Source organism: Paractinoplanes aksuensis (assembly GCF_024137025.1).
In the GTDB taxonomy this organism is placed as follows: Bacteria; Actinomycetota; Actinomycetes; order Mycobacteriales; family Micromonosporaceae; genus Actinoplanes; species Actinoplanes aksuensis.
Map to the genome: position 1 here is coordinate 23,188 of NZ_JAMYJR010000024.1, position 24,959 is coordinate 48,146.

Annotated in this window: 23 protein-coding genes; 11 read left to right on the forward strand and 12 right to left on the reverse strand. The window is 72.5% G+C overall.

All coding sequences use genetic code 11. The features are described from left to right. Window positions 1-168 precede the first annotated feature (168 nt). From M1L60_RS22075 to M1L60_RS22085, 3 genes are all read right to left on the reverse strand, one after another. Window positions 169-1,197: a S1 family peptidase gene (locus tag M1L60_RS22075; RefSeq protein ID WP_253239367.1), complete on the reverse strand. Its 1,029-nt coding sequence runs from the start codon at window positions 1,195-1,197 to the stop codon at window positions 169-171. 161 nt (window positions 1,198-1,358) lie between these two features. Continuing rightward, on the reverse strand, window positions 1,359-2,618 hold the full coding sequence (locus tag M1L60_RS22080) for an FAD/NAD(P)-binding protein (RefSeq protein WP_253239368.1): 1,260 nt from the start codon (window positions 2,616-2,618) through the stop codon (window positions 1,359-1,361). Beyond that, entirely contained in the window at window positions 2,615-3,112 is a 498-nt protein-coding gene (locus M1L60_RS22085) for a winged helix-turn-helix domain-containing protein (RefSeq protein WP_253239369.1), read from the reverse strand. Before M1L60_RS22085 ends, M1L60_RS22080 begins: the two co-directional genes overlap by 4 nt. Before the next feature lie 156 nt (window positions 3,113-3,268). Here M1L60_RS22085 and M1L60_RS22090 point away from each other — a divergent pair, with 156 nt between their 5' ends. Continuing rightward, on the forward strand, window positions 3,269-3,793 hold the full coding sequence (locus tag M1L60_RS22090) for a flavin reductase family protein (RefSeq protein WP_253239370.1): 525 nt from the start codon (window positions 3,269-3,271) through the stop codon (window positions 3,791-3,793). A gap of 178 nt (window positions 3,794-3,971) precedes the next feature. Beyond that, entirely contained in the window at window positions 3,972-4,439 is a 468-nt protein-coding gene (locus M1L60_RS22095) for an NADPH-dependent FMN reductase (protein ID WP_253239371.1), read from the forward strand. Here M1L60_RS22095 and M1L60_RS22100 read toward each other — a convergent pair. After that, window positions 4,432-6,078: a S8 family serine peptidase gene (locus M1L60_RS22100; protein ID WP_253239372.1), complete on the reverse strand. Its 1,647-nt coding sequence runs from the start codon at window positions 6,076-6,078 to the stop codon at window positions 4,432-4,434. The genes M1L60_RS22095 and M1L60_RS22100 overlap by 8 nt on opposite strands. A 135-nt stretch (window positions 6,079-6,213) precedes the next feature. Here M1L60_RS22100 and M1L60_RS22105 point away from each other — a divergent pair, with 135 nt between their 5' ends. Continuing rightward, window positions 6,214-6,336, forward strand: coding sequence for a ribosomal protein bL36 (locus M1L60_RS22105; protein ID WP_127501833.1), 123 nt, complete (start codon window positions 6,214-6,216; stop codon window positions 6,334-6,336). A gap of 64 nt (window positions 6,337-6,400) precedes the next feature. Here M1L60_RS22105 and M1L60_RS22110 read toward each other — a convergent pair whose 3' ends face one another. The 3 genes from M1L60_RS22110 to M1L60_RS22120 are packed head-to-tail and all read right to left on the reverse strand — an operon-like array spanning window position 6,401 to window position 9,068. Further along, window positions 6,401-7,027 carry a response regulator transcription factor gene (locus M1L60_RS22110; protein ID WP_253239373.1) on the reverse strand — a complete coding sequence of 209 codons (627 nt, stop codon included), beginning with the start codon at window positions 7,025-7,027 and terminating at the stop codon, window positions 6,401-6,403. Beyond that, complete coding sequence (locus M1L60_RS22115) at window positions 7,024-8,166, reverse strand: sensor histidine kinase (RefSeq protein WP_253239374.1); 1,143 nt, start codon at window positions 8,164-8,166, stop codon at window positions 7,024-7,026. The genes M1L60_RS22110 and M1L60_RS22115 overlap by 4 nt, the downstream gene beginning before the upstream one ends. 5 nt (window positions 8,167-8,171) lie before the next feature. Beyond that, complete coding sequence (locus tag M1L60_RS22120) at window positions 8,172-9,068, reverse strand: hypothetical protein (protein ID WP_253239375.1); 897 nt, start codon at window positions 9,066-9,068, stop codon at window positions 8,172-8,174. Between the two features lie 106 nt (window positions 9,069-9,174). Here M1L60_RS22120 and M1L60_RS22125 point away from each other — a divergent pair, with 106 nt between their 5' ends. Continuing rightward, window positions 9,175-10,512 (forward strand): hypothetical protein, encoded by a 1,338-nt coding sequence (locus M1L60_RS22125; RefSeq protein ID WP_253239376.1) that lies wholly within the window; start codon window positions 9,175-9,177, stop codon window positions 10,510-10,512. 17 nt (window positions 10,513-10,529) lie between these two features. Beyond that, a complete protein-coding gene (locus M1L60_RS22130) occupies window positions 10,530-11,063 on the forward strand; it encodes a dihydrofolate reductase family protein (RefSeq protein WP_253239377.1) in 534 nt (177 codons plus the stop codon). 297 nt (window positions 11,064-11,360) lie between these two features. Here the strand turns inward: M1L60_RS22130 and M1L60_RS22135 are convergent, their stop codons facing one another. Beyond that, window positions 11,361-11,840 (reverse strand): MmpS family transport accessory protein, encoded by a 480-nt coding sequence (locus M1L60_RS22135; protein WP_253239378.1) that lies wholly within the window; start codon window positions 11,838-11,840, stop codon window positions 11,361-11,363. A 75-nt stretch (window positions 11,841-11,915) separates the two neighbouring features. Here M1L60_RS22135 and ligA point away from each other — a divergent pair, with 75 nt between their 5' ends. Together ligA and M1L60_RS22145 are read left to right on the forward strand one after the other, a co-directional pair. Then, complete coding sequence (gene ligA, locus M1L60_RS22140; protein WP_253239379.1) at window positions 11,916-13,895, forward strand: NAD-dependent DNA ligase LigA; 1,980 nt, start codon at window positions 11,916-11,918, stop codon at window positions 13,893-13,895. Between the two features lie 21 nt (window positions 13,896-13,916). Continuing rightward, window positions 13,917-14,786, forward strand: a complete 870-nt coding sequence (locus M1L60_RS22145; RefSeq protein WP_253239380.1) for an aminoglycoside phosphotransferase family protein — start codon at window positions 13,917-13,919, stop codon at window positions 14,784-14,786. A 16-nt stretch (window positions 14,787-14,802) separates the two neighbouring features. On the opposite strand, the gene M1L60_RS22150 is transcribed toward M1L60_RS22145, so the two are convergent. The 3 genes from M1L60_RS22150 to M1L60_RS22160 all read right to left on the reverse strand — a co-directional run bounded on the left by M1L60_RS22150 (window position 14,803) and on the right by M1L60_RS22160 (window position 19,268). Then, window positions 14,803-16,290: an XdhC family protein gene (locus M1L60_RS22150; RefSeq protein ID WP_253239381.1), complete on the reverse strand. Its 1,488-nt coding sequence runs from the start codon at window positions 16,288-16,290 to the stop codon at window positions 14,803-14,805. Window positions 16,291-16,422: 132 nt separating this feature from the next. Then, window positions 16,423-16,995: a nucleotidyltransferase family protein gene (locus M1L60_RS22155; protein WP_308208521.1), complete on the reverse strand. Its 573-nt coding sequence runs from the start codon at window positions 16,993-16,995 to the stop codon at window positions 16,423-16,425. Between the two features lie 215 nt (window positions 16,996-17,210). Next, on the reverse strand, window positions 17,211-19,268 hold the full coding sequence (locus tag M1L60_RS22160; RefSeq protein ID WP_253239382.1) for a M14 family zinc carboxypeptidase: 2,058 nt from the start codon (window positions 19,266-19,268) through the stop codon (window positions 17,211-17,213). Window positions 19,269-19,476: 208 nt separating this feature from the next. Here M1L60_RS22160 and M1L60_RS22165 point away from each other — a divergent pair, with 208 nt between their 5' ends. Then, window positions 19,477-20,550 (forward strand): RNA ligase RtcB family protein, encoded by a 1,074-nt coding sequence (locus M1L60_RS22165; protein WP_253239383.1) that lies wholly within the window; start codon window positions 19,477-19,479, stop codon window positions 20,548-20,550. Next, window positions 20,547-21,191, forward strand: coding sequence for a peptide chain release factor-like protein (locus M1L60_RS22170; protein WP_253239384.1), 645 nt, complete (start codon window positions 20,547-20,549; stop codon window positions 21,189-21,191). The genes M1L60_RS22165 and M1L60_RS22170 overlap by 4 nt, the downstream gene beginning before the upstream one ends. Here M1L60_RS22170 and M1L60_RS22175 read toward each other — a convergent pair. Beyond that, window positions 21,133-21,873, reverse strand: a complete 741-nt coding sequence (locus tag M1L60_RS22175) for a dienelactone hydrolase family protein (RefSeq protein ID WP_253239385.1) — start codon at window positions 21,871-21,873, stop codon at window positions 21,133-21,135. The genes M1L60_RS22170 and M1L60_RS22175 overlap by 59 nt on opposite strands. Before the next feature lie 223 nt (window positions 21,874-22,096). Here M1L60_RS22175 and M1L60_RS22180 point away from each other — a divergent pair, with 223 nt between their 5' ends. After that, window positions 22,097-22,891 carry a S66 peptidase family protein gene (locus M1L60_RS22180; RefSeq protein WP_253239386.1) on the forward strand — a complete coding sequence of 265 codons (795 nt, stop codon included), beginning with the start codon at window positions 22,097-22,099 and terminating at the stop codon, window positions 22,889-22,891. A gap of 60 nt (window positions 22,892-22,951) precedes the next feature. Continuing rightward, entirely contained in the window at window positions 22,952-24,937 is a 1,986-nt protein-coding gene (locus tag M1L60_RS22185; RefSeq protein ID WP_253239387.1) for an AfsR/SARP family transcriptional regulator, read from the forward strand. The last annotated feature ends 22 nt before the right edge of the window (window positions 24,938-24,959 follow it).

A 24,959-nucleotide genomic window follows, 5' to 3' on the forward strand; every position in this document is an offset into this window, starting at 1 on the left:
AACTCTGGGCCGGAAGCCGGGTGGGGGCGCGAGCACCGCTCAGGCCGTCCGCTCCTCAGTGAACGCGTCGGTTAATCCCGTACTTTCAAAAAGGCCGCAAGCAAACGGCCCTGCCGATACCGACAGGGCCGTTGCTGAAGAAAACCGAGCAGCTGAAGAAGCAGAGGATCAGAAGACCTGGACGCCGTAGACGTTCAGGGCTTCCGTGACGGGCTGGAAGTACGTGGTGCCGCCCGAGGTGCAGTTGCCGCTGCCGCCTGAGGTGAGGCCCAGGGCGGTGGTGCCGGCGTAGAGCGGGCCGCCGCTGTCGCCCGGCTGGGCGCAGACGGTGGTGCGGATCAGGCCGGAGACGGAGCCCTCGGCGTAGTTGACCGTGCTGTTGAGGGCGGTCACGCGGCCCGAGCGGATGCCGGTGGTGGAGCCGCGGCGGGTGACCGTGGCGCCGACGGCGGGGGTGCCGGCCGAGGTGATCTCCTGGTTGCCGACGGTGCCGCTCTTGGTGATGGTCGTGTTGGTGTAGCGGACGATGCCGTAGTCGTTGCCGGGGAAGCTGGTGCCGGAGCGGGTGCCCAGGGTGACCGAGCCGTTCGTCCAGCTGGACGCGATGTTGGTGCAGTGGCCGGCCGTCAGGAAGTAGTAGGTGCTGCCCGAGCGCACGTTGAAGCCGAGCGAGCAGCGGCCGCCGCCGGCGTAGATGGCGTCGCCGCCGCTGATGTTGGTGCTGATCCGGCCGGGCGCGCGTTCGATGCGGGCGTTGTCGCCGAGCTTGGCCACGGTGGCCTCGACGGCGGCGAGCGCGGCGCCGGTGACCGTGCTGTCGACCTCGACGACGACCTGGTTGCTGACCGGGTCGACGGCGAACGCGGTTCCGGGGGTCTTCAGGCTGCTCTTGAGGGCGTTGTCGGCCGCGGCGAGCTGGGCGCCGGTGCGGCTGACGAAGCGGGGGGTGGCGCCGGCCGCCTTGACCGACTTGGCGGTCACGGCGTCGGTGACGTTGACGACGACCTTGCCGGCCGAGTCGATGTACGAGCCGGCGGCGTTGACGCCGAACTGCGAGTCGAGCTTCTGCGAGAGAGCGCTGGGGGCGAACGAGTCGCCGGAGGGGGCGGCCGACGCGGGTGAGGCGGCGAGTCCGGTGCCGACGAGCATGCAGGCAGCAAGGCCGACGATCGGCCGGCGCAGCTTCCGGTTGAGCACGGGGGTCCTCCCAGGGGGTGGGGGTACGCCGTAGCCGGCGTACCGCTCTGCCCTCGGAGTATTGAGACTTCTCGATGGTTCGACAAGATGTTCACATTTTTGACGCCCGTGAACGAAACCCGCCTGACCTGCGCGAACGCCCACGCATAGCGCGAATCGTATTATCCAACCGGGATGGCTAGACCCCGGGCCTGAGCGCGGATCTCGGGCACGGCCGTGGTCTCCCACCGGGCGCCGCGGCGCAGCGGCCCGATGAGCCGGCGGTCGGGCTGGACCCGCCCGTCGGCGCCGATCAGCCGGCCCGCCGGGTCGATGTCGAGCCCCAGCCCGTGCGGGCCGACCCGCGCCTGGCCGGCCTCGAGCAGGCTGCCCACGAACGAGCCCGCGGCCTCGGGCAGGCGGCCCGGTCCGGCACAGTTCACGACAGCGCCGAACCACTGGACGCCGGCCTCGAGCTCGACCAGCAGGCCGCCGGCGGGCGGCGCCGACATCGAGCGGATGCCGCCCGCCCGCACCTCGAAGCGGCCCTCCTCGCGCAGCAGCGCGACCCGGGCCCCGACCGACGGGGCCATCCGGTGCCGGTGGCACTCCCAGGGACGGGCCAGGTGGCGCAGGAACGCCTCCTGCTCGTCGGGCGTGAAGGCGGTCCACAGCTCGTCCAGGTACGGGCGCAACCCGTCGACCACGGCTCGCCAGTCCCCGGCCCGGGCCGCCTCGGCCCGTACGGCCCGCACGATGTCGCGCAGGGTCGTGCAGTCGTCGAGCGCGAGCCCGATCGGGGGCGCGGCCACCTCGGTGTGGGTCAGCGGCAACTGGCCCCGGCGGCTGACCGCGGTGATCGGGGCGTCCCGGTCCGAGGCGGTGAGCGTGAGCGCGACGTCGATCGCGGTCAGCCCGGCCCCGACCAGCAGCACCGGCACGTCGGAGGGGATCGCGTCGAGCGCGCCCTTGGCCCACGGGTCGGCGATGTAGTCGGGGTGGTCGGGCCGGGCCGCGGGCTGGGCGGCGGCCGGGTTGCCGGTGGCCACGACGACGCCGTCGGCCCGCACCTCGGTGCCGTCGGCCAGGCGGACGCCGGTGGCCGAGAGACCGATGGCGTGGGCCCGCCTGACCTCGACACTGTCCGAAATATCGGCAAATACCGACTGCAGGTACCGGCCGTACTCGGCGCGCGGCCGGAACTCGTCCGGCGAAGACCCGGCCCAGCGGGCGAAGTGCCCGGGATCGTCCGGATCGGCGCTCATCGCCCCGGCCCGCGAGTTGAGCAGATGCCACGGCCGGGCCGAGCCGTAGGCCAGACCGCCGCCCGGCTCGTCCGGCTCGATCAGGACGACCCGGTCGTCGGTGCCGCGCAGCAGTTCGCGGGTGGCCAGCACGCCGGCACACCCGCCCCCGACGACGGCGACGGTCCGACGGGTCACCGCTCGACCACGGTGACGCAGGCGTCGTCGGCCAGGCGGTAGCCGAGCCCGTAGACGGTGGTCACGACCTCGGGGTCGGCCAGTTTGGTGCGTAGGCGGCTCACGTGCACGTCGACCGTCCGGTTGGTGGTGTGCGTGTGCCCCCACACCTGGGCCAGCAGCTGACTGCGGCTGAACACCTGGCGCGGGTGCCGCGCGAGGAACAGCAAGAGATCGTACTCCAGGCGGCTCAGGTCGAGCTGCTGCCCGGAGCGGACGGCCGTGCGGGCGCCGGGTTCGAGCCGGAGCGCCTCACCGGTGGCCGGCGGCTCCTCGACCGAGACCGCCGACCCGGCCGCGTCCACGAAGTCGCGCAGGGCAGCCACGACCCGGTCGCGGCCGGCTCCCGAGCCCGAGATGCTGATCGTGACGGTGACGGGCGGTTCCGGCAGGTCGGGCACGGGGTGGAGACGGCGGCGCGGAACAGCGGGGTGGGCGACGGCGAGCGCGGACATGGGGTTCTCCCTCCGGTAACGGCCCGATCAATATATCTCCTATCTGCGAGATAGGTTAAGACCTCGGCCGGTGAGTCGCCCGACATATTCCCTAGGAGAGCTAGGATTTGAGACGGCCATTGACACGGCCGCCAGAAGGGGCGCACGGTGATGTTCATGCGAGCCGCCACCCCGCCTGATTCCGGGATATCCCACTATGTGGATACCGATCTTTTCCGGACGCTGCTGCGCCGGCACGCCGCCGCCGTCGTCGTCATCACCGCGCCCGGCGAGCCACCCGCCGGTTTCACCGCGACCTCGTTCACCTCGGTCTCGCTCGACCCGCCCCTGGTCTCGTTCTGCCTGGCCCACACCGCCTCGGCCTGGCCGGCGGTCGAGGCGGCCGGCATCGTCGCCGTGCACGTGCTGACCCAGGAGCAGGAACACGTGGCCCGCACGTTCTCGACCAGCAACATCGACCGTTTCGCGGCCCACGGGGCCTGGCGGCCCGGGCCGGGCGGGGTGCCGCTGCTCGACGGCGTGCTGGCCCGCATCGTGTGCCGGGTCGAGCAGCGGGTCGAGGCCGGCGACCACACGATCGTGCTGGCCTCGCCCGAGACCGGCTGGCACCACGAGGACAGTTCCGTGACCCCGCTCGTCTACCACGACGGGCATTACACCCACCTGCGGCACGCCGCCTGATCAGGGTCCGTTTCGTAACTGAGGCGGGGCTGCGGCGAGGCCCAGATCCCGCCTGGCGGCGTCCCGTGAAGGCCTGGTCACAACACCGGTAGCCAGGCCTTCACGGGCCACCACCAGACGAAATCTGGACCGCGCCTCGCTCCCGCCTCAGTTACGAAACGGACCCAAGGAGAGTCAATTGACCCAGTACGTCGTCGTGTCCGGAAACCCCCGGCCCGGTTCCCGGACGTCGATCCTGGCCACCGCCGTCGGGAAGGCCCTGGCCCGGCTGGAGCAGCCGAAGGTCATCGAGGTCGGCGAGCTCGGCCCGGGCCTGCTCACGCCGGGCGACGAGGCTACCGCGGCCGCCGTGGCCGCGCTGAAGGCAGCCGACGTCCTGGTGGTGGCCACCCCGACCTACAAGGGCAGCTACACCGGCGTCCTCAAGGTGCTGCTCGACCAGTTGCCGGCCCAGGCGCTGGCCGGCAAGCGGGCGGTGCCGGTGGTCACGGCCGGGGTCGCGCCGCAGGCCGCCGCAGCCGAGGCCCTGCTGCGCCAACTGCTGACCGAACTGGGGGCGGACGTGGCGGAAGGCCTGCCCGTCGTCGAGGCAGACCTTCCGGATTCCGCGGCCGTCGCGGAGAAGTACGCGGCTACGTTCAGCTGACCTCGAGGGTCAGGGGCTGCGTGCCCCGGGCGCCGAAGTTGTCGGTGAAGGCCACCGTGAAGGCCGCGCTGCCCGCGGTCGCCGGCATCCCCTCGAGGACGCCGGCGGCCGACAAGGTCAGGCCGTCGGGCAGCGCGCCCGAGACGACCGACCAGGTGCCGGTGCGGCCGCCGGCCACGGCCAGCTGCTGGTAGTAGTAGTCAGTCGTGGCCGCGGCGGGCAGCGACGTCGTGGTGATCACCGGGGTGGTCGTGCGTACGGTGACCTTGATCGAGCGGGTGACCGCCTGCGGCACGTAGTCGGTGAAGCGGACGGTGACGGTGGCCGTGCCGGGCCCGGTCGGGGTGCCGGTGATCAGGCCGTTCGGCTTGAGCGCGAGGCCGGTGGGCAGCTTGCCGCCGGCCAGGCTCCAGGTGCCGCGGCGGCCCGCGGTCAGGGCGAGCTGACCCGAGTACGCCTGTCCGGCCGTCACGGTCAGAGCCGCGCTCTTGATGACCGCCTTGGCCGGCGGCCGCGGCACGTACAGCAGCCGGTTGGCCGAGCCCTTGGGCCCCTTGACCTTGCCCGGGGTGGCGTTCTTGACCAGCAGGTTGCGCACCTGGAGCGGGCTGAGGCCGGGCGACGCGTCCAGGGCCAGCGCGGCCGCGCCGGCCACGTGCGGGGCCGCCATCGAGGTGCCGCTGGCCACGGCGGTCAGGTCGTCGGCGCCGTAGTAGTCGGAGCGGATGTTGACGCCGGGCGCGAACAGGTCGAGGGCCGTGCCGTAGTTCGAGAACGTGGCCCGGCGGTCGGCCGAGTCGGTGGCGCCCACGGTGATCGCGGCGGCCAGGTTGGCCGGGCTCGAGGTGTTCGCGTTGCGGTTCTCGTTGCCGGCCGCCACCACGTACGTGATCCCGGAGTTGATCGAGCGCTGCACGGCCGCGTTGAGCGCCGGGCTGGTCGAGCCGCCCATGCTCATGTTGGCCACGGCCGGCTTGACCGCGTGCGCGGTGACCCAGTTGACGCCCGCGATGACGCCGGACAGCGAGCCCCGGCCCTTGCAGTCGAGCACCCGGACGGCGACCAGCTTGACCTTCTTGGCGACGCCGAACAACTGACCACCGATCGTGCCGGCCACGTGCGTGCCGTGCCCGTTGCAGTCCTTCGCGGTGCTCGTGCCCGAGAACGCGTCGTAGCCGTAGGACGCGCGGCCGCCGAAGTCGAGGTGCGAGATCCGGATGCCGGTGTCGAGCACGTACGCGTGCACGTTGTCGCCGTCCGCGGTCGGCGTGTAGGACTTGGACGCCTTGGTGACCCGCTGGTCGATCCGGTCGAGACCCCACGTCGGGTTGTTCTGGGTCGCCTGCAGCGTGAGGATCCGGTCCTGCTCGACGTAGCGCACGTCCGGGTCGGCCGCGAGCCGGCGGGCCTGGGTCGCGCTCATGTCGGCGACGTACGTGCTGCCGCCGTCCACCGAGAGGGCCGAGGCGGCGCCGGCGGCCGGCTCGTCGAGCGTGACGATGTACCGGCCCGGGATCGCGCCGGGCAGGCCCGCCCCGACGACGGTCCCCTCCGGGAGGGCGGCCAGGGCGGGGACGGCGGATCCGGCGAGGACGACGGCGGCGGTGGCGGCCGCGGTGGCCAGGGAGCGCATACGCATGGCCCTGTGATCGGTGCGGCCCCCGTCGACATGAGGCGAAACCCTGCCCGCAACGCGGAAATACCGGCCTTGCCACGGTCGTTACATCACTCGCGACCGGCGGACGCCTCGCCGGCGCGGAGAGAGGTACCGATCATGAAGGTCCGAAACTCGCTGCGGTCGCTCAAGAGCAAGCCCGGAAGCGTGGTCACCCGTCGTCGCGGCCGCCAGGTTGTGATCAACAAGAAGAACCCGCGCTGGAACGGCCGACAGGGCTGATCGCGCTGAGATAACCTGGACGAGACAAAGCCGGAGTTCCCGCCGCCACGGGGGCTCCGGCTTTTCAGTTGTGGTGGGCCCGCAGGGCCAGGCGTACGCGGTTGGGGCTGTTGGTCTTGGCCATGAGCGCGGTGATGTGGGTCTTGACGGTGGTGATGCCGATGTGCAGCCGCTCGGCGATCTCGGTGTTCGAGAGCCCCTCCCCCACCAGACGCAGCACGTCCTGCTCGCGCGCGGTCAGGCCCGCAACCGGCTGTCGCCGGTCCGCCCCGGCGCTGGTGGCCCGGTCGACCAGCCGCTTGAGCACGTCCCGGCTGAACGGGCTGTCCCCGGCCGCGGCCCGCCGGATGCCGTCGAGCAGCTCCGCGGGTGGGGCGTCCTTGAGCAGGAACCCGCAGGCGCCCGCGTTGAGCGCCGGGTAGAGGTGGTCGTCGTCGCCGAACGTGGTGAGCACGAGCACCCGGACGGAGGGCCGCTCGGCCAGCACCCGGCTGGTCGCGCTGATCCCGTCGACCCCGGGCATGCGCAGGTCCATCACGATGACGTCGGGCGCCAGCCGGGCGGCCAGCGTGATCGCCTCGCGGCCGTCGCCGGCCTCGCCCACCACCTCGAGGTCGGGCTCGGCGTCGCACAGCATCCGCAGCCCGGCCCGGATGAGCTGCTGGTCGTCGGCGAGCAGGATCCGGATCACGCGGCCGCCCCGCTGTGCGCGGGCAGCACTGTGGCCACCCGCCAGCCGTCGCCCTCGGGTCCGGCGGTCAGCGTGCCGCCGAGCACCTCGACCCGCTCCCGCATGCCGGTGAGCCCGTGGCCACCGCCCGGCGCGGGCGGTGTCGCACCCCGGCCGCCGTCGTCGCTGACCTCCCAGACCACGTTCCCGTCCTCGACCGCCACCCGCAGGCGAGCCCGGGCGTCGGGGCCGGCGTGCTTGGCCACATTCGTCAGCGCCTCCTGCGTCAGCCGCAACACGGCCAGCCCCCGTACGGAATCGATCGTGCCCACCGCCTCGTCGATGTCGGCCTCGACCGTGAGACCGGTGCGGCGGGCCGTGTCGACGGCCGCGCCCAGTGCCGCGGGCAGGGCGCCCGGTTCGACCGCGGCCAGCGCCGCGTCGGTCGCCGTGCCCTCGTCGCGCAGCACGGCGACTAGTCGCCGCAGGTCATCCAGGGCCGCCGTGCCGGTGCGGTGCACGTCGTCGAGCACCTCCCCGACCCGTGGGTCGATGCCGGGCAGCACGTGCCGGGCCACCCCGACGCGCAGCACCATCGACGCCACGTGGTGGGCCACCACGTCGTGCAGCTCGCGGGCGATGGCGCTGCGCTCGTCGGCCCGGTCGGCCCGCCGTTCCGAGGCCGCTTGCTGCTCGGCCCGCGTGGCCAGCTCCCGCGATGACCGGACGACCAGGCCGATCAGCAGCGGCAGACCGACCGGCAGGATCAGCCCGGCCAGTTCATCGCCGTCGCGCAGCACGCCGAGAGCGAGGTGGACGCCGGTCAGCAGCGCCGCCGCCACCAGGTAGATCCACGGGCGGACGGCCCAGACGACCAGTTCGCCCAGGGCCCAGCTGGCCCCGACCTGGTTGATCGTCGTGTCGTCGATCAGCTGGAACGCCACCACCAGCAACACCAGCTGCACCCCGAAGTTGACCCGGGGCCAGCGCGACAGCGCGATCAGCAGCACGAACGCGGTGATCGCGAGCGCCCACTGCGGCCCGGTCGGCGCCGGCTGCTCCCCCGGGTGAAAGATCAGGTAGCTCAGCCCGCTCAGGTCGAGCAGGATCATCCGGGCCCACGTGTCCCGCTTGTCGAAGAGGCGAGCCAGCCAGCCCATGGTGATCACTTTAGGGTCTGGGCCCACCGCACACCGATGGCGGTGACGGCGACCAGGCCCGCCAGCGCGGCCAGGGTGAGAGCGTCGGGCCGCAGCAACGGCTGGCCCCGCAGCGCCTGCCAGGTCGTCAGAAGCGTGATTCCCGCGTACGCCACCCCGGCCACCGTGATCAGCCGCGCGCTCACCGCCTCGCCGAACCGGGCCCGACGGGTCAGCAGCAGCGCCAGCAGCGGCATCGCCTGCAGGCCGTGCAGGCCCACGAAGTGCCCGATCCGCAGGTCGCCGCCCGTGGTGCTCCAGCCCAGCAGCGGCAGTCCCGGCCCGCCGTCGCGGACCCCGACCGCGTGGGCGCCCGACAGCGCCTCGGCCGGCGTGGCCTGGTTCGGCATCACCATCGGCCAGGCGACCATCAGGCCGAGCAACGAGAGCAACAGACCCCACCGGATCGCCGCCGCGGCCACCCGGTCCGGGATCCGCCGGCGCAGGGCGACGACGGCGATGACCAGGTGGGCCACGAACAACACCATGATCGAGGCGCCCATGATCGACCAGAGCCGGCTGTCGAGCGGGTTGGTGTCGTTGAAGTGGCTGCGGTGCCCGCGCACGGTCTGCGCGGTGATGATGGCCATCTCGACGAACGACACGGCGACGATGACTGTGCCGGCCCACTCGCCGACCCGGCTGCGGCGCGGGAGCACGGACAGCATCCAGGCCAGGGTCAGCGCGTACAGGGCGAACGAGACGGCGAACTTGAACGGCTTGGCCCAGATCGGGGCGCCGACCAGGATCCGGTCGTCGGTGACCAGGCCCACGGCGGCCACAAGGGCGAGCAGCGCCATCGCGGCGGTCAGCACCAGCAGCGGCCGGTGCCATCGAACGGTGCGCTGCGCAACGGTAGTCATAACGGCAGCGTCCGGCGTTTCCGAGCCCGGATCGCCCGACCACGAGCCTCGGTTGCGGCCGACGGTCGGAGCGCGTCTCCTCCCCAGGGAGGAGATACTGGCGCGCGTGATCGACTTTCCCGCCGATGAGACGGGCCGGCGCAGCAGTGCTGCTTTCGGCCGCCACGTGGTCGCCGACGCCCTGCGCGCCGCCGATCCCGCCGCTGCCGACGCCGCCGCCGCGCAGACCGACTGGCGCCGCGGCTACCTGCCGCACTTCCGGGCGCTGGTGTCGGCCGGGACGGCCGACGGGTACGACATCGCGGCGGCCGGGCTGGCCGCGGTGCACAAGCGGATGCCGGTCGCACTGGAGGCGCCCGAGCAGCCGTTCGACACGCACACCACGACCGGGAGCGCGGCCCGCGAGAGCGAGGTCGTTCTTCCGTACGGGAAAGAACTGCTGCGCGGCGACGGCCTGCGCCGGCGGCTCGACGCGTGGGTGACGGCCGGCGTGATCGAGGAGTCGTGTGCCGAGGCGGTGCGCGAGGTGATGGCCCACCCGGACTGGCTCGACCTGTCCGATCAGCGGCTGGTCGCGATCGGGGCCGCGGCCGAGATGGGCCCGGTGCCGGCCGTGCTGGGCTGGGGCGGCACGGTGGTGGCGATCGACCTGCCGGCGGTGTGGGAGCGGGTGGCCGCGGTGCCCTCGGCGGGCACGCTGATCGCGCCGGTGCTTCCGGGGCGCGACCCCGGGGCCGACCTGCTGACCGAGCTCGGGGCGGTGGCCCAGTGGCTGGAAGGGATCGACGGACGGCTGATCGTCGGCAATTACGTGTATGCGCCCGGGGCGGCGTACGCGCAATTGTCAGTGGCTTTTGATGCTTTGGCCCTGCGGCTGCGGGCGAGCCGGGACGACGTCGCACTGTCTTTTCTGGCCACGCCGACCGATGTCTTCGCGGTGCCGCCCTCGGCCGTCGAGCAGTCCACACAACGGTTCCGGGACAGGTCGCGGCGGGCCCGGGTGGCCGGGGCGCTCTCAGGCGGGCGGCTGCTGCAGCCCAACTATCGCGACGACGCCATCAACGACAGCCTGGTGCCGCAGCAGGGCCCGAACTACGCGCTGGCCAAGCGGATCCAACGCTGGCGGGCCGCGGTGGCCCGGCGTGACGGCGTGGTCAGCTTCGCGGTGGCCCCGCCGACCTGGACCCGCTCGGTGACCAGCAACCGGCTGCTGGCCGCGGCCTACGCCGGGGCCCACCTGTTCGACGTCGAGATCTTCCGGCCCGAGACGGCCAACCGCCTGATGGCGCTGCTGCTGGTCCACCAGATCCGTAAGCCGCGCCCGGCCGCGCCGATGGCGTGGCAGGACGAGGCGGTGTCGGCGGCCCACGGCGGCCTGTGGCGCACCGCCTATCACCCCCGGACGGCGCTGGGTCTGGCCGCGGTACGGGGTTTTCTGCCCTGACGGGGTAAGTGCGGGTCATGCGCAGACTCATCGTGACCGAGAACATCACTGTGGACGGCATCATCGCGCCCATGGGCGCCTGGTTCGACCCGATGACGCAGGACGACGAACTGGCCGCCGTCAACCAGCAGCACAGCGCCGACGCCGACGGGCTGCTGCTGGGCCGGGTGACCTACGAGGAGTTCGCCGGGTTCTGGCCCCACCAGGAGGGTGAGATCTCGGCGTATCTGGATCAGGTCGACAAGTACGTGGTCTCGACCAGCCTCGAGAAGGCCGAGTGGCAGAACAGCACCGTCCTCCGCGGTCCGCTGACCGACGAGATCAGCGCACTGAAAGAGCGCGACGGCAAGGACATCACCGTCACCGGCAGCACCACGCTGGTGCGGTCGCTGATCCCGACCGGGCTGGTCGACGTGTACCGCCTGTTCGTCTATCCAGTGGTGCAGGGCAGCGGCACTCGCCTGTTCGACGGGGTCACGCTGCCGCTCGCGCCGACCCGGACCAAGGCCTTCGCGTCGGGCGTGGTGCTGCTCGAGTACACCCCCCGCTGACGATCTCAGGGCTGGGCGGCGGCGTCCGAGGTGATCAGCACGACGTTGCCGTCGGGGTCGTCGATCATGGCCGCGTACGGGCCGGCGGTCTGGGCCGGGGCCATGCGGCCGTGGTGGCCGGCCCCGGTGAGCGTGGCCCACTGCTCGTCGACTTCCGCGTCGGCGCCGACGAAGAACTCGAGGAACTGCTGGTAGCCGCGCGGTGCAGGCCGAGATCCGTACGGCCGAGGAGTCGCTGCTGGCTCTTCTACCCGACGACGAGCGGGCCGGTTTCCTGGCTGCGCTGAAGGCTCTCTCCTAGGCCGAGCACTGGGGGGCGGCGTAGCGGCCGCGCTGGACGGCGGTGGTCAATTCCTTGCCGCCGACGGTGATCGAGCAAGTCACCGCGCCGGTGCCGCCCTGTTTGCGCTGGGCCATCAGGACGAGTGGGGGCTTGTCGCCGAGGTACTCGAAGGTGATCCGCCAGGGGAGCTTCACCTCGCCCTTGCGGATGATGTCGCGGTCCTGGTCGGTGTATTCGACGCTGGCCACGTCTCCGTCATTGTTCGAGGCGACCACGTAGACGACCTCGATGGGCGACGACGGGGGCGGTGGCGGCGGGATGGCCGCGCTGCCGCTGTCGGACTGGCGGAACAGGAAGCCGACGGCGCAGGCCAGCAGCACCACCGCCAGCACCGGGATCAGAAGTACGAACCACAGACCGCGCCGCGCCCGCGTCGGAGGCGCCTCGGGCGGCACGATGTCGTCCGGCACCGGCCAGGGGTCGACGTTCGTCACGCCCTCACAGTAGGAGGTGGTGCCAACCGGCCTCGGCTGCGCGGAATTGTCGTACCGGGGACGTAGGTTGTCGGCATGACGGACTCCGCCCTCACCGAAGCCGACTTCGCCGCCGCGGTCGGTCAGGCGCAGGCCGCCGCGAAGTCGTATTACGACACCGGCGACGTGCTGATGACCGACGCCGACTACGACGCGCTGCTCGACCGCATCGCCACCGCCAAACAGGCCCACCCCGAGTGGGACGACCGCGGTCTCACCACCCAGGTCGCGGCCGGGGTGTCCGGCGGCGGCGACGTGCGCCACCCGGTGCCGATGATGTCGCTCGAAAAGATCAACGGCGACGACGGCGTACGGGCCTTCGTGGCGAGCCTGGGCGGTGAACCCTGCCTGGTCGAGGTCAAGCTCGACGGTCTGGCCATCCGCGTCGAGTACGAGTCGGGGCGGCTCGCGCTGGCCGCGCTCCGGGGCGACGGCAGCACCGGCGAGAACGTCACGGCCCAGGTGCTGCGGGGCTTGGCCGGCCTGCCCGCGCGGCTCGCCACCGACTGGACGGGCGAGGTGCGCGGCGAGGTCTACATGACCGTCGCCGACTTCGAGGCGGCCGGGGCCAACCGGGTCGCGGCCGGGGGCAAGCCGTTCATCAACTCGCGCGGCGCGGTGGCCGGGTCGATCCGCACCGTCGACCGGGCCTACGACGCGCCGATGACCTTCTCGGCCTACGACATCTCGGGCTCGTTCGACTCCCACCGCGAGCGCATGGCCCGCGCCGTCGAGCTCGGCTTTCCTGTGGCCGGCAAGCTGGCCACGGGCGAGATCCAGGTCGCCACCGACGCCGAGGCCGCGCTGGCCGCCGTGGCCCGCATCGGCGAGTTGCGCCGCAGCCTCGAGTTCCCGATCGACGGCGCGGTGCTCACAGCCGACCTCGAGTCGACCCGCCGCAAGCTCGGCTCGGGCAGCCGCACCCCGCACTGGGCGGCCGCCTTCAAATACCCGGCCGACACCGGCTCCACTGTGCTGCGCGACATCGAGGTCCGGGTCGGCCGCACCGGTCGCATCTCGCTGCGGGCCGTGCTCGACCCGGTGTTCGTCGACGGCACCACCATCACGTACGCGACGCTGCACAACCCCAAGTTCGTCGAGGATCAGGGCCTCGCCATCGGCCAGACCGTCGCCGTGTGGCGGGCCGGCGACGTCATCCCCCGGGTCACCGCCCCCATCGGCGAGCAGCCGCACGGCCTCACCCCGTGGGCGCCGCCCGAGACGTGCCCGCAGTGTGGCGAACCGTGGGACAAGTCCAGCCTGCTCTGGCGCTGCCACACCGCGTCGTGCAGCGCCACCAACGCGCTCGAGTACTGGTGCAGCCGCGAGGCCATGGACGTCGAGGGCGTGGGCGAGGCACTGTGCGTCGTTCTGGTCAGCAAGGGCATCGCCAACGACGTGGCCGACCTCTACACACTCACCGAGGACCAGCTGGCCGAGCTGCCCGTCGGCAACACCAAGGCCGGCGGCGTGGTGCTGCTGGGCAAACTCAACGCGGCCAAGGTCGTGGCGTCCCTCGAGCGCAGCAAGGGCCAGCCCTTCAACCGCGTCATCACCGGCCTGGGCATCCGCATGACCGGCCGCAGCGTCGGCCGGTGGCTGGCCGCCCGCTTCAAAACCATGGAAGCGCTGCGCGCCGCCACCGTCGAAGAGATCGCCGAGATCGACAAAATGGGCCTGATCAAAGCCCAGCACGTGGTCGACGGCCTCACCGCCATGTCCGGCGTGATCGACCGCCTCGCGGCCGCCGGCGTCACGATGTCCGTCCCCGAGACCGAGGGCGAGAAGCCGTTCGAGGGCCGCACCTATGTGGTCAGCGGCACCGTGCCCGGCTACACCCGCACCACCGTCAGCGAACGCATCGAACAACTGGGCGGCCGGGCCAGCGGCAGCGTCTCCGCCACGACGACAGCCCTGATCACCTCCGAGACCACCACGGCCAAGGCCACCAAGGCGGCCAAGCTCGGCGTCCCGATCATCGACCCGGCCGAGTTCGCCGAGCTCCTGGCCGAGTGAATGCATCCTGATCAGCTCGCCGTGACCGAGCACGACGTCACGGCGCTCATCAGTGCGCAGTTCCCGCAATGGCGGGGTCGCCCGGTGCGCCGGGTCACCGCGCAGGGGACGGTCAACGCCGTCTTCCGCATCGGTGACGGGCTCGCTGGAAGGTTCCCGCTGCAGCGTGCAGATCTCGGGGTCGCTCGCGACCGGCTGGACAAGGAAGCTGAGGCGGCCCAGGAGCTGGCGGGCCGGACCAGGTTCCCCACCCCGGAGCCGGTCGCCATCGGTGAACCCGGGTTCGGCTACCCGATGCCGTGGTCGGTGCAGACCTGGATCCCGGGCGTGGTCGCCACCGAGCGGGACCCGGCCCGGTCGGTGGCCTTCGCGGTCGACCTGGCCGAGTTCATCGAAGGTGTGCGGGCCATCGACACCGCCGGCCGGACGTTCTCCGGTGGCGGCCGCGGTGGACGCTTGACGGCTCACGACGAATGGGTGCAGACCTGCTTCCGGCACAGCGAGCACCTGCTCGACGTCCCACCGCTCTGCCGGGCCTGGGCCGTGATGCGCGAGCTGCCGCGCGGCGACGCCCCCGACGTGATGACCCACGGCGATCTCATGCCGGGCAACCTCCTGGTCGCCGACGATCGGCTGGCCGGGGTTCTCGACGTGGGCGGCCTCGCGCCCGCTGACCCGGCGACCGATCTCGTGGGCGCGTGGCACCTACTCGACGACCGCCCACGACAGACGCTCCGGCGGGAACTGGGCTGCGACGACCTCGAATGGGAGAGGGGCCGGGCGTGGGCATTCGAGCAGTCGATGGGGCTCGTCTGGTACTACCACGAGACCAATCCGGTCATGAGCCGCACCGGCCGGCGAACCTTGGAGCGCATCATGGCCGAAAGCTAGGGCCTATCTGGTTGTGTCACTCGCCGTGGATGCGGCCCTCGGTGGCGGTCAGGCGGGCGCCGGTGCCGCCCCAGCGGAGGGCGACGATCTCGGCGGCGATGCTGACCGCGGTCTCCTCGGGGGTGCGGGCGCCCAGGTCCAGGCCGACCGGGGAGGCCAGGCGGTGCAGGTCGGCGTCGGCCACACCGGCTTCCTGCAGGCGCTTGTTGCGGTCGTCGTGGGTGCGGCGGGAACCCATCGCGCCCACGTAGGCCACGGGCAGGCGCAGGGCGACCTCGAGCACGGGGACGTCGAACTTGGGGTCGTGGGTCAGCACACACAGGACGGTGCGCTCGTCGATGCGGCCCGCTTCCACCTCGGCGATCAGGTAGCGGTGGGGCCAGTCGACCACCACCTCGTCGGCCGAGGGGAAGCGGCGGGCGGTGGCGAAAACCGGTCGGGCGTCGCAGACGGTCACGTGATAGCCGAGAAACGAGCCGATCCGGGCCGTCGCCGCGGCATGGTCGGTCGCCCCGAACACCAGCATGCGAGCGGGCGGCGCGAACGAGGCGACCAGCACCGAAAGACCTTCGCCACGGCGCTCCCCCGACGGACCGTAATGCAGAACCCCGGTACGCCCGGCGGCGAGCAACCCCCGCCCGTCATCGGTGGCAGCGTCGTCGATACGGTCGCCCCCCAACGATCCGTCGCGCCCGTCGGGCGTGATGAGCAGGTGGCGCCCCGCACCCAGACTGCCGTCCTCGGGAGCCGAGCCACGGGCGCCGTCCGCGGACACCGGCCCGCGAGCGTCGTCCCAGCTGCCGGCCGTGGCCTGCGCGCTGCGACCATTGTCGGCGGCGACGCTGATGGAGGCTGCGTCGTGAACGTCACCCCGACCGCTGGCTTCGGGCTCGGGGCCGCGACCGTTGCCAGGGGCGACGTTGGTGTTGGCCTCGCGGGGAGCGGCGCTGTTGTTGGCCGCGCCGGGAGCGTCGTCCCGGCTGCCAGTCGTGAGCCCGGTGCGGGGGCCACTGTCGGGGGCGGCGCTGCTGGTGGCCAGATCGAGCAATTGGCGCGCGTCGGGGAGGCTGCTGGGTGCGGGACTGGTGCTCGTGACGGGCGGGTTCTGGCTTGTGGGGATTCGGGTCAGCAGGGCGACCGGGCGGGACTCGGCGATCGCTCGGGCCAGGGCGGGGAGCTGTGGAAACGACTCGCGGTCGACTCGTTCGATCAGTAGCTCGATCGTGCCGCCGCAGGTCAGGCCGACCTCGAAGGCGTCGTCGTCGCTGACGCCGAAACGCGCGGTGCGGGCGGCGCCGGTTTCGATCACCTCGCGGCACAGCTCGTAGACGGCGCCCTCGACACAGCCGCCGGAGACGCTTCCCACCACCTCGCCGTCGGGGCCGACGACCATCGCGGCGCCGGGCTGGCGCGGCGCGCTCGACCACGTCGCGGTCACCGTGGCCAGCCCGACCGGGATGTCGGCCTGCCACCACTTCAGCAAGGCGTCCAGCACATCACGCACGGGGCCACACCTCCACGTCCTCGATGGGCGACCACTTTCAGCCGAGCGCTTCGCACGTCAGGCACGGACGACTGCCTCAGCCGGGCGCCTCGGGCGGCGGGCCCTGGGGCGGCCGGGCCGGCGTCGGGTGTGTCACGCATGGGGGTTCAGCTCCGGGACGTCCAGGTCGAGGTCGTCGGCCACGTCGTCGACGGGGACGACGCGTACGGGGTGGGACTTCAGATACGACCTTGCCCCGGAATCGCCGGTGGCACTCGTGAGGACGCCGGGCCAGTGGGCGCGGCCCAGCAGCACCGGGTGGCCGCGGCGGGGGCCGTAGCCGCCCATGACCAGGGCGTCGGCGGTGGCGTGAGCCGTCACTCGGCGTACGGCTTCGGGGGTTACGCCGGGCATGTCGACCAGCAGGACCACTGCGGCTTCGGCCGGCGTTTCCGTCAACGCTTCCAAGCCGGTGCGCAGGGATGATCCCAGGCCCGTGGGCCAGTCGGGGTTGATCACTGTCGTGGGTAGAGCGGGGGCGGCGGCCCTGACCTGCTCGGCCGCCGCGCCCAGCACCACGACTATCTGTGACAGGGCCGCCGCACGCAGGGTGTCGACGGCCCTTTCGACCAGCAGCTGTTCGGGGTACGGGATCAGTGCCTTCGGCATGCCGTAGCGGCTCCCCGCACCCGCGGCGAGCACCAACCCGGCTGTGGTCCCGGTCACGGATCAAGCTTAGGCCGGTTCCCGACCGTGTTGCGAGCGTCGCCCGGCGAAATCCGAGCCCCCGGCGACGAAGCCGACCGCCGCCCGATCCACCCCGGCCCGGCGAAGCTGAGCGCAAACCCGCCCCGGCTCCGACCCCGGCGGAGCCGAGTGCCGCCCGGGCCCGGGGACGGGGCCGGGCGGCGTCCGCGCTGGTCGTGGCTGGGTTCAGGGCGTCATTGTCCGGCGGCGGCCTTGTCGCGGGCCACGCGGACCAGTTCGACCAGGCCGCCCGCGTACTCCTGGGCCTCGGCGTGGGCCTCGTCGAACGGGGGCTGGAAGCCGACGCCCTCCCACTGCTGGGTCGCCTCGTTCCAGCGGTCGTTGCCGACCTCGAAGTCCCAGGCGTCGATGCCCAGCTCGTAGTAGAGCTGATCGGCCGAGTTGCCGGCCGCGGAGTACAGCACGTCGGCCACCGGGCCGGTGTACGACGGCCAGGTCACCGTGCCGCGTTCGGCCGAGATGGCGCCGACGATGCGGCGGGCACTGTCCAGGAAGAACTTCGACTCGTCGATCGACGGGCGGGGCAGCGTGACCCGGCCGTCGGCCCGGTAGGCGCCGGGCGGCCACATGAAGTAGCCGCCGTAGCTGTGCACGTTCATGGCCAGCCCGATGTTCGGGTGCGACTCGGCGAGAGCGATCACGTTGCCGCTCTCGGCCTCGGAGAGTTCGGCCGTGCCCGCGTACGTGCCGGAAAGGCAGTTGGCACTGGCGCCGACATAGCCGTCGAAGTAGGAGCCGACCGTGTAGTTACGGTTGATGTCGACGCCCCACGAGTCGCGGTTGCGCGGGTCGCGGGCGGCGCCGGTGCAGTGGTTGACCAGGTTCTTGCGCTGGAAGTTGTAGTCGTTGAACGAGTAGTTGGCGCCGTCGGGGTTGACGGTCGGGATGATGAACACGTCGGCCGAGTCGACCAGTTCGCGGGTGGCCGGGTCGGTGGCGTAGTTGGCCAGCAGCCGTTCCGCGAACTCCAGCGTCACGAGCGGCGTCGCCCATTCACGGGCATGTTCCTGTGAGTACGCCAGCACGCCCGGCTTCGAGCCGTCGCGCACCTTGCCGATGCGCAGCGCCTGCACGGTCCACGGTCCGGTCGGCACCTCGGTGCCCTTCAAACCGTCGTCGAGCCGCACCGGGCCCGCGATCGGCATGGGCAGACCGGCCGAGCCGGCCTCGACGACCGCGCGGAACTGCTGCGGGTAGCGGGCCGTGATGAACGCGGCCACGTCGTCGGTCGTGCTGATCACCTTGCCGCCGCTGTCGGTGGCCAGCCGCACGGTGAGAACGCGGTCCCGGTAGGTGGCCGCGAGCGGGCGGTTGGCCTGACCCGGGTCGACCGTGCGGACCTGCACGCCGTTCATGTTCTGGGCGCCGAACTTCACCGACTCGACGACCACGGCGGCCGCGTTCGGATCACCGAGATAGGCCACGGCCGTACGCCGGTAGCCCTGCGTCCGGTTGGGCAGGTTGATCACATCGACGAGCTCGGGGTACTGCCGCGCCAGCCGCTTGATCCGCGCCTTGACGTCGATCGGCGTCATGTAGGCGTCGATGAAGTCCTTCTGATAGCCGCTGGGGGTGGCCGGCGGCGTAGCACCGGGCCAGACGCCCGGGGTGGTCGGCCGGGCCGTGCCACCGAGGCTGGAGGTGGCCGTCACCTGCACCGGCTTGCCCGGCAGGGGCTGCGGCAGCGCGTAGTGGTACTGGTATTCGCCCGCGTCCTCGAACCGGACCAGCGGGAACGACCCGGTCGCGCCGTCGGCCGTACGCCAGGTGACAGTGATCTCGACGTCGGGGTCGTCGCTGGACGTGGTGGCCACCTGGGTCTGCAGGAACGTCCGCCCGTTGCTGGTCCACCAGTACGCCTGCAGGAAGTGCAACGTGTCGGCCTGCACAGCCAGCCGGGACTGCGTCACGGGCCGGGGCGCCGACGCGCGCTGGATGACTTGCACGGGCACGGCGCCCTGCCCGGTCAGCGTCGCGAATTGCTCACTGTCGACGACCAGGTCGACCAGTACGGCGCCCGGTTGGGTCCGCGGCCGAGCAGCGAGATCAGCGCCTTGAGCCACGAGGCGCCGCAACGCGTCTTCGTCGGCCAGCTTGAACCGGACGAGCGCCGTCTCGCCGGCGCTGAGCGTGATGGGCGGCGGCGGGGCCGCGTACGCCGGCACTGACACCGACGCGGTGATGAGAGTGAGGGCGGCGGCAGCGGCCACCCACCGAGGACGAAGCGACATCGAACCCCCTGCTTCATTGAAGGATGTCGCTACCCACCCCATCGCCCGCATGGACCGATGTCAATGTCGAAGGAAATTCGGTTGTCGGCCCGGCCTTGATCAGCGACAGTCGAGCCATGACGTACTGACGGACTGCCCTCAGCCCTTCCTCGAGGCCGCGCGCTCTGACGCGCCGCCGTCACCCCGTCATTCCCTTTTCGGAGTTGTTTTGTCTCAGCAGTCTGCTCGTGCCACCGTTCGCGTCTTCGCGAATCCCGGCAGCTGGATCGAGTCCGACGCCCTCGTGCAGTGCGACCAGGTCGCCGCGCTCGACGGGATGATCCGGGTCGCCGGAATGCCCGATCTGCACCCCGGCAAGGGGGCGCCCATCGGGGCAGCCATGTTGTCGTCGGTGCTCTACCCGTTTCTCGTCGGCTCCGACATCGGGTGCGGGATCGCCGTGTTCCCGATCCGGATCAAGCGACCCAACCTGGAGCGGATCGCCGGCCGCTTCCCCGACCTCGACCGGGCGCTGACCCCGGACGCCCCGGAATGGCCGGACGACATCCCGGCCGGGCACACCGACAGCCTCGCCACCGTGGGGCGGGGCAACCATTTCGTCGAACTGGCCCGGATCGACAGCGTTCTGCAGCCGACCGGACTGGCCAAGGGCGATCTCGTGCTGATCGTCCACAGCGGATCGCGGGGGCTCGGCGAGAGCATCCTGCGGGCCCACACCGAGGTGCACGGGGCCGGGCCGGCCGCCGACCCCGGCGCGTACCTGAGGGCCCACGACGACGCGGTGCGCTGGGGGTCGCTCAACCGGCGGCTGATGGCGGCCCGGGTCGGGCGGGCCCTCGGAGCCGAGGTCGGCGCGCCGGTGGTCGACGAGTGCCACAACCTGGTCGAGGTGCGCGACGGGCTCTACCTGCACCGCAAGGGCGCGGCGCGCGGCGACTCGCGCGAGGTGCTGGTCGCGGGGACCCGGGGCACGCCGTCGTACCTGGTCGCGGCGCACGCGGGGGCCGAGGCCAACTGGTCCGTGGCTCACGGCGCCGGGCGCAAGATGTCGCGCTCGGACGCGCTGCGCCGCGGGAAGGCGAAACACACTGTGGCCGAGCTCCGGCGTACGAAAGTGGGGTCTCTGGTGGTCTGCGGCGATCGGCAGTTGCTGTTCGAGGAGGCGCCGACGGCCTACAAACGGATCGAGCAGGTGATCGGGGACCTCGAGGCGCACGGGCTGGCCACGCCGGTCGCCGTCACGGTTCCGCTGGTCACCTACAAGACGAGGGGGCAGCGGTGAAGGCGCACCTGATGCTCTCGGCCGGGCGCGGGCCGCGGGAATGCGAGTGGGCGCTGGTCGAGCTGCTCGTGCGGTTGAAGGCGGAAGCGGCAGCGCGCGGGCTGCGGGCCGGGGTCGCCTCCGACACGTCGCGGTCGGCCCTGGTCACGATCGAGGGGACGGGCGCGCGCGAGTTCGCCCAAGGCTGGACGGGCACGCTCTGCTGGCAGGCTTCGAGTCCCTTCCGTACGGGTCTCGGCCGCAAGAACTGGTACGTCATCGCGCAGACGGTGAGCCTCGACCTGCCGCACACGGTCTTCTCCGAGCGCGACGTCGACGTGGTCGCCACCCGCACCGGCGGCCCGGGCGGTCAGCACCGCAACAAGGCGAGCACGGCCGTGCGGGCCACCCACCGCCCGTCCGGTCTGGTCGTGGTGGTCGACACCGAGCGCCAGTTCGGGCTCAACCGCCGGATCGCCCTGCGCCTGTTGCGCGAGCGGCTCGAGGAGCAGGACGTGGCGGCCGAGCGGGCCGCGGTGGCCGGCCGGTGGCGGGTGCACGATCAACTCGTACGCGGGAACCCGGCCCGGACCGAGCGGCCGGTCAGCGAAGCGAGCGGCCCCCGAGGAACGAGACCGCCTCGGCGAGCCCGAGGTCGGTGAGCGCCGGGTCGTAGCGCGGCCCGACGTCCCGCATGAAAGCGTGCTCCCCGCCGGCGTACACGTGCAGTTCCAGATCCTCCAGACCCGCCTCGTAGAGCGCGGAGATGATCTGGGCCCGGGCGCCGGCGGGCACGTGCGGGTCCCGCGAGCCAAAGATGATCATCAGGTCGCCCCGGACGTCGGCCGCCCGGCTCAGCGAGTCGGCGGTGTCGGCGCCGAGCGAGCCGTTGTGCAGACCGGTCGGATAGAAGCAGACGGTCGAGGCGACCCGCTCGTCGAAGGCGGCCCGGAAGGCCAGGTGCCCGCCCAGGCACCACCCGCCCACGTGCAGGGTCGTGACGTCCTCCCGGGCGGCCAGGTAGTCGAGGGTGCTGACCCTGTCCTCGTCGAACTCGGCCGTGGTCATCGAGGCGGCGCCGGCCAGCCCGGCCTGCTTGCCCGCGTCGTCGAACTCGAGGGCGACGCCGGCCAGCTCACCCCGCGGATAGATCTCGGGCACGCACACGATGAACCCGGCGGCGGCCAGACGGCGGCAGGTGCGCAAGGTCGACTCGGTCAACTGGAAGATGTCGGAGTAGAGCAGCAGGGCGGGCCGGTTCCCGCCACCGTCGGGGGTCAGCACCTTGGCCCGGATCTCGTGACCCGCCCCGGAAATCCGTACGTCTTCCTCGAACACCTTCATGTCTGCGCACCCTACTGGGAAGATCGTCGCCGGCGTCGGAGGTGGCCACCGGTGGCCTGTCTGCCGCCGTACTCGACCCTGCCCCTCGAAGGTGTGATCCGGAACCCGCTGGATCGCGAGGTCGCCTGTCTGGAGGAGCGATAATGCGGACGTGCAGAGTGCATCCGAGTATGTCTATATCGTTCGGCCACCGCGGCTGCGGGCCGGCGATCAGGTGCGACTGGTGTCACCGACGGACCCGCCGGACCGGGCGGACGTCGAGCGCACGACCCACTGGCTCGAGAGCCTGGGCCTCAAGGTCTCGGTGGGCGAACACACGCTGGACGCCCGATCCGGCGCCGACCGGACGGCCGACATCGACGGAGCCCTGCGCGACCTGTCGATCAAGGCCATCGTCGCGGTCGGCCACGGCTCGTACGCCCATCGGATAGCCGACGGCCTGGACTTCACGACCGCGGCCCACCTGCCGACGCTGCTGGTCGGTTTTCGCGACTGCACGATCCTGCACCTGGCCTTCTGGGAGCGGGCCGGGCTGGCCGGCATCTACGGCGAGCCCGACCGCTCGTTCGTGGCCGCGGCCTTCGGCGCCGAGCCGACCGTGCTGCAGAGCGGTCCCGACTCGCACACGGCCGAACTGACCACCACCGGCCGGGCCGCCGGCGTGCTGCTGGGCGGCGACCAGGAACAGATCGCCACCGCCGCGGGCTGGATCCTGCCCAGCCTGCACGGCGCGATCCTGCTGCTCGAGGGCCAGTCGCTGAGCGCGGCCCAGATCGACCGTCAGCTGACCATGCTGCACCGCACCGGCCGCCTGCAGGGCGTCAGCGGGGTGGCGCTGGGCCGCTACCTCGACTGCGGCCCCGGCCCCGTGCTGGATGTGCTGCGCGACCAGCTGGCCCCGCTCGGCGTGCCGATCCTGGGCGGCCTCCCGATCGGCCAGGGCGCCATCCCGATCGGCACCCCGGCCGTCCTCGACGCCGACGCCGGCACCCTGACCATCGAGCCCGCCGTCACCTGACCGTCCGGCCCGGGCGGAAAGTGGAGGCGATCTTGCTGCGGGCGGTCGTATGTTCGGCGGGTGCTCGTGCGGATGCTCGGGCCGTTCGAGGTGAGCGGCGAGGACGGGCCGGTTGTCGTGGCCGGTGGGAGCCAGCGGACCGTGCTGGCCCTGCTCGCGCTGCACGCGGGGCGGCCGGTCGGTGCGGCGGCGCTGGCTGACGCGCTCTGGCCCGAGGGGCCGCCGGTGTCGGCCCGCAACAGTCTGCAGTCCCATGTGGCTCGGCTGCGGGCGACGATCGGGGCGCGGGCGTCGATCGCGCTGACGCCGGCCGGGTACTGCCTGGGTGTGCCGCGGGCGGGGGTCGACGTGCTGCGGTTCGAGGATCTGCTGCGCGACGGCGCGTTGACCGAGGCCGTCGCCCTGTGGCGGGGGCCGGCCCTGCCCGAGTTCGCGGGTGAGCCTTTCTGCGGGGTGGCCGAGCGGCTGGCGGGGCTGCATCGCGAGGCTCTGGCTGATCTCGTGCGAGCCGGCGGGCCGGTCGATCGGCTGCGGGTGGTGGTGGCCGACGACCCGTGCTGGGAGCGGGGCGCCACGGTGCTGGCCGCGGCGCTGCCACGCGGGGAAGGGCTCGAGGTGTTGCGGCGGCACGCCGACGCGGTGGTGGACCGGCTGGGGATCGACCCCTCCGAGGACGTGCGGCTGCCGCTGGCGATCGAGCTGCTGGTCCGGGGCGGGCGGACGAGCGCGGCCCGGCACCGCACGCTGCGGGCGGTCGTGGAGTGGTCGTTCGGGTTGCTCGACCCGGCGGCGCGGCAGGTGCTGACCAGGCTGTCGGCCTTCGCGGGCGCGTTCACGGTGGCCCAGGCCGAGGCGGTGGTGGCCGCGGACGGGGTGGCGGCGGCGCTCGCCGCCCTGGTCGACCGGTCGCTGGTGGTGCGGCACGAGCCGGGCCGGTTCCGCCTTCTCGAGACCATCCGGGCGTACGCCGCCTCGTTGCTCGGCGACGACCGCGCCGAGCTCCACCGACGTCACGCCGACGTGATGCTGGCCGCCGCGCGCCGGCTCGACCGGGCGTTCCGCGGGCCGGGCCAGGCCGACGCCGTCCGGGAGCTCGACGCCCTGCTGCCCGACCTGCGGCTCGCTGTCCTCCGCGGCGCCGGTCCGGGTGGTCTGGCGGCGGCGCTCTACCGCTACGGCTACCGCTGCCAGCAGTACGAGGTGCTGGCGTGGGGCCGGTCGGCCGGGAACCAGCCCGACGCGCGGGCCGCCGCCGCCACCCACGCCTGGGGTCGCGGTGATCTGGCCGAGGCCCGGGCGTTCGCCGCCGGTTTCGACAGTGACGCCATCCACGAGGTGCTGGGCGATGTCGCGCTCGTGTCGTGCGACGCCCCGACGGCCCTCGCCCACTACCGCGCGATGGGCACCGAGCCCGTGCACCGGGTGTCCGGGCTGGTCGGCGAGGCCCTGGTGCTGGCCTGGTCGGGGCGGGTGGCCGAGGCCGTGGCGGCCGCGGAGTCCGCAGTGGACCTGGCCGCGTCGACCGGCAACCCGGGAGCCCGGGCCGAGGCGCTGTACGGCCTGGGCGAGGCGCTGGGCGACAGTGATCCGGAACGGGCGCTGGCCCTGCTGGCCGAGGCGGCCGAGCTGGCCGCGACGGTCGACGAGCGGCTGTTCCGGGGCGCGGCCGAGACGGCGGCGGTCGCGATCGGCAGTCGCCACGGCGACCCGGCGGCCGCGCTGTCCGCCTTCCGGGACGTGCTGGCCATGTGGCGGCGAGTGGGCAACGACACACTGCGGGCTGCGGCCCTGCGCAATCTGGTCGTGCTGCTCGTGCGGGTCGGGGCCGACGAGACGGCGGTGCTGGTCGACGCCGCCCTGCCCCCGGCCGACGTCTACCCGGCCGAACAGGCCGGGCTCGACCGGGCCCGGGCGGCGGCGGGCGAACGGCTCGGGGCCGACCGGGTGGCGGCCCTGCGGCGGCGCGGCGCCCTCCTCCCCGCGGCCCGGGTGCATGACGAAGCGTCACGGGCAATCGACGCAGCGCTGTCCCGGATGGCCGGATAGGTGAGCTTTGGTCGCCGCGCGG